The sequence below is a fragment of the Moorena sp. genome, assembly GCF_982860115.1.
On sequence record NZ_CEYLVT010000282.1, the window covers coordinates 1 to 8,563 of the forward strand.

General features: G+C 43.5%; 8 protein-coding genes. 4 read left to right on the forward strand and 4 right to left on the reverse strand.

The genetic code is table 11. The annotated features are described in order from the left end of the window. Positions 1-1,141 (forward strand): glycoside hydrolase family 38 C-terminal domain-containing protein (locus tag AC4II3_RS29080; RefSeq protein WP_488014997.1); only part of this gene is annotated, 1,141 nt, incomplete at its 5' end. A 97-nt stretch (positions 1,142-1,238) separates the two neighbouring features. On the opposite strand, the gene dnaN is transcribed toward AC4II3_RS29080, so the two are convergent. Both dnaN and dnaA read right to left on the reverse strand, forming a co-directional pair. Continuing rightward, complete coding sequence (gene dnaN, locus AC4II3_RS29085; RefSeq protein ID WP_488014999.1) at positions 1,239-2,420, reverse strand: DNA polymerase III subunit beta; 1,182 nt, start codon at positions 2,418-2,420, stop codon at positions 1,239-1,241. Positions 2,421-3,022: 602 nt separating this feature from the next. Beyond that, positions 3,023-4,450, reverse strand: a complete 1,428-nt coding sequence (dnaA, locus tag AC4II3_RS29090) for a chromosomal replication initiator protein DnaA (protein WP_488015001.1) — start codon at positions 4,448-4,450, stop codon at positions 3,023-3,025. A 144-nt stretch (positions 4,451-4,594) separates the two neighbouring features. Between dnaA and def the strand changes: the two genes are divergently transcribed. From def to AC4II3_RS29105, 3 genes are all read left to right on the forward strand, one after another. After that, a complete protein-coding gene (gene def, locus AC4II3_RS29095; protein WP_488015003.1) occupies positions 4,595-5,131 on the forward strand; it encodes a peptide deformylase in 537 nt (178 codons plus the stop codon). Between the two features lie 363 nt (positions 5,132-5,494). Beyond that, the gene (locus tag AC4II3_RS29100) at positions 5,495-5,863 is read left to right on the forward strand and encodes a type II toxin-antitoxin system RelE/ParE family toxin (RefSeq protein ID WP_293122968.1); all 369 of its coding nucleotides are present in this window, start codon (positions 5,495-5,497) and stop codon (positions 5,861-5,863) included. An 11-nt stretch (positions 5,864-5,874) separates the two neighbouring features. After that, positions 5,875-6,198 (forward strand): helix-turn-helix domain-containing protein, encoded by a 324-nt coding sequence (locus tag AC4II3_RS29105; RefSeq protein ID WP_488015005.1) that lies wholly within the window; start codon positions 5,875-5,877, stop codon positions 6,196-6,198. 68 nt (positions 6,199-6,266) lie between these two features. Here the strand turns inward: AC4II3_RS29105 and argS are convergent, their stop codons facing one another. Beyond that, complete coding sequence (gene argS, locus AC4II3_RS29110) at positions 6,267-8,024, reverse strand: arginine--tRNA ligase (protein WP_488015007.1); 1,758 nt, start codon at positions 8,022-8,024, stop codon at positions 6,267-6,269. Positions 8,025-8,141: 117 nt separating this feature from the next. Beyond that, the gene (locus AC4II3_RS29115) at positions 8,142-8,396 is read right to left on the reverse strand and encodes a hypothetical protein (RefSeq protein WP_488015008.1); all 255 of its coding nucleotides are present in this window, start codon (positions 8,394-8,396) and stop codon (positions 8,142-8,144) included. Positions 8,397-8,563 lie beyond the last annotated feature (167 nt).

Consider the following 8,563-nt stretch of genomic DNA (forward strand, 5'->3'; position numbering starts at 1 on the left):
CCCGTTCCCCTCCTGGGAGGGGTTAGGGGTGGGTTCCGATTCCCGATTCCCGATTGAAGATTTGGTCTTAGAGAATCAATACCTACGAGTAGTGGTAGACCGAGAAACTGGAGAGTTGAGTAGTGTCTTCGATCAGGTTAATCAGCGGGAAGTGCTTAGTGGTCCTGGAAATCAGCTACAAGCTTTCCAGGATAGTGGTCAATATTGGGATGCATGGAATATAGACCCAAATTATGCTGACCATCCTTTGCCGAGCACTGAGCTGATCGGGATCGAGTGGATTGAAACCGGAGTATTGCGTCAGCGTTTGCGAGTGGTGCGTCGGCTGATGCGATCGCAATTTTGTCAGGACTATATCCTATGTGCTGAATCTCCAGTCCTCAAAATTGCCACTACCGTAGACTGGCAGGAACGCCATGTATTAGTAAAAGCTGCGTTTCCATTAGCCATTGATGCCGATTATGTATCCTATGAGATGCCCTGTGGGGTAATTCAACGTTCTACTCGACCCCAAACCCCTGCTGAGCAAGCTAAATGGGAAGTACCTGCTCTGCGTTGGGCAGACTTGAGTGATCAAACCTATGGTGTCAGTTTGCTGAATGATTGCAAATACGGCTATGATGCCCAGGCTTCCCAATTACGTCTAACATTGCTTCGCTCTCCCACTTGGCCCGATCCTGAAACTGATCAAGGCATCCACCAATTCACCTATGCTCTGTATCCTCATCAAGGCAGTTGGAATTCTGCAGATACTGTTAAGCTAGCATACCAACTTAACTTACCCTTTCTAGGGTTACTTTGGTCTCCCGCCAATAGTGCTGTTGTCAGTAATAATGTCAGTAATAATAGTAGACCTTCTTTACCATCAACCGGACAACTATTAAACTTGTCAGCCAAGACTCTAATTTTAATGGCACTTAAACAATCCGAAGATATCCCTGATCAATGGATTATCAGATGTTATGAATCTCATGGGGAGTCAGCGAATTTATCCTTAGTCAGTGATTTGGGATTGAAAATAGTTAACCCAGTTGATTTATTGGAAAGACCTGTGAGTTTATCAGAACCATCACCTGATGAAAAAGTAGTTAAAATAGAGCCTTGGAAAATAACTAGTTTAGCAGTTGAATCTATAATTTAGAAGAGAGTCGTAAGGTAAGTTAATGCGCTACGTGCGAGGGCTGACCGCTGACCACTGACCACTGTTGGCGTAGCCTGCGCGTAGCGCATATGCTTACCTATTTCCTAATCTGCACTGGCATAATCAAATAGGTCATATTCAATCCCCCTAGAGGCTTAAAAATTACAGGACTATTAGCTTCATTCATATGCATTGAAATCTCAGAGCTAGAAAGCGCCTTTAAGCCATCAATTAAGTACTTAACATTAAAAGCAATTTCCAAACTATCACCCGATATTTCTACTACCATTGACTCCTGACCACTACCCAAATCCTTTGCCTCTACCGAGAGGTTAAGCCGCTGGTTAACACTATCAATATTAAACTTGACAATATTATTTTTCTGATCAGCCAACACAGCAATCCGTTCTACTGCACTCAGTAATTGACGGCGATCTAGAATGATCTGACGCTCAAAGTGTTTCGGAAGCAGCTGATGATAGGAAGGGTACTGTCCTTCCAAAGTTCGGCTTGTTAAACGCTGTTCTCCCCCTTGACAAACAATCTGACCAGGCTCAAACTGAATCGCAATATTATCCTGAGCTTCAGCCTTAGATACTATCCGCTCCAACTCCCGTAACGCTCTAGCTGGTAACGTAAATTCTAGGGGGAAATCATGATCATCCAATTCTTGAGTAGCTTTAGTCGTTGCACTTTCCTCTATTCTCCGATTAGTTTCCACAACTGCTAGTCGGTGACCATCGGTAGCAGCAAATTCCAAGTTGTCCGACTTTACAGTAAGGTGAACCCCCGTCAGCACTTGCTTAGTTTCATCAGAACTGGTGGCAAATAAAGAACCCTGCAATCCAATCTTTAAGACTTCTACAGGAAGATCAACCGCAACGGATGCGTTAACTTCCGGTAGTTCGGGGAATTCCTCAGAACTCATTCCTCGAACCTGATAACGTCCAGTAGCTGAGGTTAAGGTCACAATCAGGCTATCACTGTCTGTATCTTTACCATCATCCTCTAGAGTAATTTCCCCTGAAGGTAGACGAGAGACAATATCATTGAGGAGTTTTGCTGGCAGGGTAATTTCCCCTCCTGTCTCAACGTCAGCCTTAAAGCTAGTCTGGATACCCAGGCTAAGGTCGAAAGCAGTTAGTAGCACCCGCTGATTTTTTTGGTCTGCTTCTAACAAAACATTACCCAGCACAGGATGAGTAGGGCGAGAAGGGACTACCCGACTCACTAGTGAAAGGTTTGTATTGAGGTCACTTTGACTGCAAACCAGTTTCATGATTGGTTTTCTAATGGGTCTTGCTTTAGCAAAGAACCATAGTACTCGATTAGTACTGTTTCTACAAAACCACTTCAAAAACCTAAGTATATGCGCTACGCGCAGGCTACGCCAACAGTGGTCAGTGGTCAGGGGTCAGTAGTCAGCTAATAGCACCTCAAGCTAATAGCTACCTGTAGTAGGGTGGGCAAAACCTTGCCCACCCTACCCATGGATTCTGTGCGTAAGTCTTGACCTCAAGTAGCGATGGAGCGCGTAGCCCATAGGCTGATAGCTTACTCAAAAACAATAGCGCTATACTAATTGGTCTAGTAATCCATCTGTGGAAAAAGTTGTGGAAAAATCACCGAATTTTTCCACAGAGCATTTATACTCAGAAGCCAGATATTCCGGCAGTAAACTCAATCATAGCATCAAGATCAAGCCGTTAATTAATAAAGTTTAATTAGTAAAGTTTAATTAATAAAGTTTAGTTAAAATATCTCTTTCTAGCCTAATCAGGTATAGAGTATTTTTCCCTGTTCCCGATTCCCGATTCCTTGCTCCCTACAAGCCAGGAGAAAAGTACCTCAAACGTCGCTGATAATTGCTATAAACACGTTTTATTTTTGGTTTTGACTCCTGGCTGTCAGATTTATGCGATCGCTTAACTGAGACAGTTTCTGAGCTAACTCATCATCTTTTTCCCGCAGCTGAGCAATTTTATCGCAACTGTACATAACTGTCGTGTGGTCTTTGCCACCAAATTCTTCCCCAATTCGGGGTAGGCTCAATTCTGTATGCTGCCTCATCAGATACATCCCAATTTGCCTAGCCGAACTAATTTCTCGCCTCCGAGAGCTACTTTTTAAGTCTTCCACTGAAAGATTAAACGTATCGGATATAGTATTTAAAATCACTTCAGGAGAAGTCTGAATCTTCTTGGTCGGTGGGTTCAAAATCGGTGCAATATTTTCCACATTCATTGCTAACCCCGCAATCGACACATAAGTCACCGCCCTAATTAAAGCTCCCTCTAATTCTCTAATGTTAGAGGTGTAGCTAGCAGCAATATACTCAACTACGTCGTGGGATAGACGTATATTTTCGTCCTCTGCCTTTTTTTGCAAGATAGCCATCCTGGTTTCTAAATCCGGTGGCTGAATATCAGCGATTAACCCCATAGAAAAGCGGGAACAAAGGCGTTCTTCCAAGCTATTAATCTGATGAGGAGGACGGTCTGATGCCAAGACAATTTGTTTGCCAGCTTCGTGCAAAGTATTGAAGGTGTGGAAAAACTCTTCTTGAGTATATTCTTTACCTTCAAGAAACTGAATATCGTCTACCAAAAGTACCTCAGCTGTCCGATAATGTTCTCGAAAGCTCTGGAGACTATCTTCGCGAATAGCAGAAATTAAATCATTAGTGAACTGTTCAGTAGAAACATAAAAAATTTTAGAGTCTGGGTTATTATCCAAGCGGTAATGACCAATTGCCTGCATTAAGTGAGTTTTGCCTAAACCAACACCACCACAAAGAAACAGAGGGTTAAACTCCCGTCCTGGATACTCCCCTACCGCCAAAGATGCAGCATGAGCCATGCGATTATTAGGACCAACCACAAAGCGAGAGAAAACATGCTTAGGATTTAACTTAGACCGTCTTGGCTGGTTTTTAAAGGTATTTTGGGAATGATTAGTAGCTACGGAAAATGACCAGGAAAAGTCAACATCACCAGTCATTGAGTTATTGTCTCCTGTAGCTGTTGTGAAGTGAATCTCCACTGGTTGACCTAAAATATCTTCCACGACATCAGCAATTTTTTTAACGTAATACTTCTGCAACCAATTTCTGGAAAAGGGATTGGGAGTGCGAATCACCAAGCAGTTATTGTCAAGCTGTTGAGCAGTAGTTGTTTCGAGCCAAGTTTCAAAGGTGGGCTGACTCAGTTGTAGTTTGAGACGTTCTAATACCTGAATCCATAGTTGTTCTGGGGAAATTTTCACCGTTTTTCTTCTACCGTAGTCAATGGTTTCTAAGCTAGATGTCATGAGCAACAGCCCAGACCAAAAGAATAAAAATTCCTTTCCCTATATCCAACCCCCCAAAACGGTTTACCGATTTTCAGCATATGAAGGTACTGTTTGAGCATTTGATCGAATAAGCTTGACGGATATAGACGTTTGGCTTTTACTATGGCGAGTGAAACACTACAAATTGCTCAGTTAGGTAACCCGATTTTACGGCAGCACACTAAGCGAGTAGATAATTTGCTAGATGAACGCCTTCAACAACTGATTGATCACCTGATAGCAACTGCTACAGCGGCCAATGGGGTTGGCATTGCAGCACCCCAAGTATCTCAATCCTATCGTTTGTTTATCGTAGCGTCTCGTCCGAATTTAAGGTATCCCCACGCACCGTTGATGGAACCAACGGCTATGATTAATCCTGCCATTATTAGTCATGACACTGACATGGTTAAGGACTGGGAGGGGTGTCTGAGTATTCCCGGAATTCGAGGGTTAGTACCCAGGTATACTAGAATTGAGGTGGAGTATACTAATCGGTATGGTCAGTATCAGCGGCAACAATTAACAGACTTTGTAGCCAGGATATTCCAACATGAATATGACCATCTTGAGGGAATTGTATTTTTAGACCGAGTCGAGAGTACCCAAGAGATGATGAGTGAGGAGGAATATCAGAAGCAGATTATCAATAACTTATAGCAGTTGTCAAATCCTATACTCACTAATTTTACAATCGCTACAATCTATTGATACTGGATAGTGCCAAGTTCTGTGGTCGGTTGAGTGGTTGAATTACCTCTAATAAAAGAACACCCCGATCGCGCCTAGGGACGAGAATGTTCCAAACTGGCTGAGTTTTGCTGATTCAGCCAGTTAGATTATGGCTAATTATCGTCGAGTCGAGCAAATCTTAGTTGAATTGCGCCCTATGTTTCCAGGTTTTGCCACCTTCGAGTGGTTTGTGTTGCTGCTATAGGCAGTGATCTTATACACCCTGTTCATTGTAGAAACCGATAATTAGGACACTAGTAATTAGCATGCTATAATTGGAATATTTATCACATGGATGTGTCCTTAAAACCTGTAGAGTGGGTTGGCAGTTCCTTGGAAGATTTGAAAAAATTTCCCTCAGAAGTTCAGCAAGTGATGGGTTATGCCTTGTACTTAGCTCAATGTGGAGACAAACATCCCGGTGCTAAACCCCTCAAAGGATTCAAAGGTGCTGGTGTACTCGAAGTTATTGACAACTTTGATGGAGACACTTATCGGGGTCTATACACCGTAAAACTCCAAGGTGTAGTGTATGTTCTGCATACATTTCAAAAGAAATCAAAGCAAGGTATCGCCACACCCAAGCAAGAGCTGGAATTAATTGAAGCTAGGTTAAAAAGAGCCAGAGAACATTACTCACAACATTACACTAACGAGTAGAGGTAGTAATTATGGTAAAAGAAATTGAAGTACAAGCTAGTAGTGGTAATGTGTTTGCCGATTTAGGTTTAGAAAACTCTGATGAATTAATCGTTAAAGCAGAACTGGCTCGTAAGATTAGTAATATTATTGCCAACCAGGGTATGACACAAGCTGCGGCGGCCAAGGTTTTAGGAGTAGATCAGCCTAAAGTGTCCGCACTTATCAATGGTAAGTTGGCGGTTTTTTCAATTGTGCGGCTGTTTCGCTTCTTAAACGCTTTGGGTCAAGATGTGGAAATTGTGGTCAAAACCAAACCATTATCTCACCCTGGGGCTCGAACACTAGTGTCGTGAACTAGCTGACGTAAGTATTCAGCTATCAGCCAAGGTCAAAGGCTGATAGCTGAGATACTTCACCTGTACTACATCCGCTCCAGTACCTGAATGCCCAGTAAAGACAATCCCAGTTTCAGAGTTCTAGCAGTCAAATCACATAGCAGCAGACGGGATGTCCGCTTGGGTTCTTCGGCTTTCAGTACAGGGCATTGGTCATAGAATTGATTAAACTTCTGACTCAGTTCAAACAAATACTGACAAAGGCGATTCGGCATCAATTCTTTCTCAACTTCACCAAGAACCTCATTTAGTTGTAATAACTTCTTCCCTAGCACCAATTCTGCATCTTCTTGCAACAAAATTTTGGCATCGGTTCCCAGTTGCTCAAAATCAATCTCCCCTTTGCGGCTAATTCCCTGAATGCGGACATAGGCATAAAGCATATATGGTGCCGTATTGCCCTGGAGTGCCAACATCTTATCAAAGCTGAATATATAGTTGCTGGTACGATTTTGACTAAGGTCAGCATACTTAACTGCACTCATGCCTACGACTTTGGCAACATGCTCTTTAAATTCCTCAGTTTCCTCCCGACCTTCTTGCTTCAGTCTCGATTCTAAATCAGCACCAGATCGTGCGATCGCTTCATCCAATAAATCCCGCAACCGTACTGTTTCCCCAGACCGCGTTTTCAACTTTTTGCCATCTTCCCCCAGAACCAAACCAAAGGGAACATGAACGACTTCAACATTTTCAAGAAGAATACCAGTCCGCCGAGCCACCTGAAATACCTGGGTAAAATGATTTGCTTGTCCGGAATCAGTAACATATATAATCCTTTGAGCCTGGTCTTGCTCAGTCCGGTAGCGCAGTGCAGCTAAGTCAGTGGTGGCATAGTTATAGCCCCCATCAGATTTTTGCACAATCAAGGGCAGAGGCTCACCATCTTTATTTGTAAACCCCTCAAGGAAAACACATTTGGCTCCCGAGTCTTCCACTAACAAGCCAGACTTGTCTAAATAGTCCAGAACCTCTGGTAGGAAAGGATTGTAAAAGGATTCTCCCCTTTCGGTGAGCTGAATATCCAGCAAATCGTAGATAATCTGAAACTCCCGCCGAGATTGGTCACACAGTAGTTGCCAAGCACGGCGGCTATCCGTTGCACCAGATTGCAGTTTAACAACTTCGAGTCTAGATGCCTCCCGAAATTCCTCATCTGCATCAAACCGTTGTTTAGCTTGCCGATAAAGGGTGACTAAATCTCCCAAATCCAGGGCATCAGCTGTAGTCAAAGCACTTGGGTAAGCTTCCCTGAGATAGGTGATCAACATCCCAAATTGGGTGCCCCAATCTCCCACATGATTCAAGCGCAGTACATTTTGACCCCGAAATTCTAAGATCCGGGCAATCGAATCCCCAATAATCGTTGAACGTAGATGTCCCACATGCATCTCTTTAGCAATATTGGGAGAAGAAAAATCAACAATGACCCGTCGAGGGGCTGAAGCGACTGCTACTCCTAGACGTGGGTCAGTGTGAATCTCCCTTAGCCGTTCTTCCAAGTAAGCAGGTTTTAAGCTCAAATTAATGAAGCCTGGACCAGCAATAGTCGGGCTCTGACATATGTCAGCCACATCTAGATACTGCAACAAAGATTCTGCGATCGCTCTTGGCGGCTGTTTCAAACGTTTGCTCAAAGCCAAGGCCACATTAGACTGATAGTCACCAAATTTGGGATTGCTGGCAGGTACCATCATTGGGTCTACCCCTGCCACGTCAGAACCGAAGGCAGCAGTTAAGGCTTGAGTGAATTGAAGTCTAAGTTGTTCAACAATGGATTTCATGGTGCCAGTGCAAAGGGCTCTTCACTAATCTTGCCTCTGAATAGTAACAGCCACTATTTACCGATTAATCCTAGAGGTAACCGGACAATTACCGTAAATCCAGGTGAATTTCCCATTTCACTGGGAAGCATCGGAGTAGTTATTCCAAGCTGCACTTAAGCGACCAAGGAACACGCCCCTGTTCAGGTATGTATCTAAATACACAATAATTACTGAATAATTCTCCTGACTCCCGACTCCCGACTCCCGACTCCCGACTCCCGACTCCCGACCCAAATCTAAAGAACCCACCCCTGTGACCTGAGAGCTTCCCCCTCTTCCCCTGGTCAGACCTCCAAAATGGAGTGAAAAAAACTTTTTTTTAAATTCCATAACCCTTGCCATATCTAGGCTTCAAGGATTCATAACCCAAAAAGTTTCGGGTTTAGGTTGACAAACGCTTTTTTACCCTTTACATTAGTAAATGGCGATGAGGAAAGCCAAGCGCACCGCACCGCCCCGAACCAAGAAAAATCTATAGTTTGAGAGCCAATATACGG

Bases quoted from the DNA above. Each gene is read 5' to 3' on its own strand.
- argS (WP_488015007.1), bottom strand. From the start codon at position 8,024: ATGAAATCCATTGTTGAACAACTTAGACTTCAATTCACTCAAGCCTTA.
- AC4II3_RS29105 (WP_488015005.1), top strand. From the start codon at position 5,875: ATGGTAAAAGAAATTGAAGTACAAGCTAGTAGTGGTAATGTGTTTGCC.
- AC4II3_RS29115 (WP_488015008.1), bottom strand. From the start codon at position 8,396: ATGGAATTTAAAAAAAAGTTTTTTTCACTCCATTTTGGAGGTCTGACC.
- def (WP_488015003.1), top strand. From the start codon at position 4,595: ATGGCGAGTGAAACACTACAAATTGCTCAGTTAGGTAACCCGATTTTA.
- dnaN (WP_488014999.1), bottom strand. From the start codon at position 2,420: ATGAAACTGGTTTGCAGTCAAAGTGACCTCAATACAAACCTTTCACTA.
- AC4II3_RS29100 (WP_293122968.1), top strand. From the start codon at position 5,495: ATGGATGTGTCCTTAAAACCTGTAGAGTGGGTTGGCAGTTCCTTGGAA.
- dnaA (WP_488015001.1), bottom strand. From the start codon at position 4,450: ATGACATCTAGCTTAGAAACCATTGACTACGGTAGAAGAAAAACGGTG.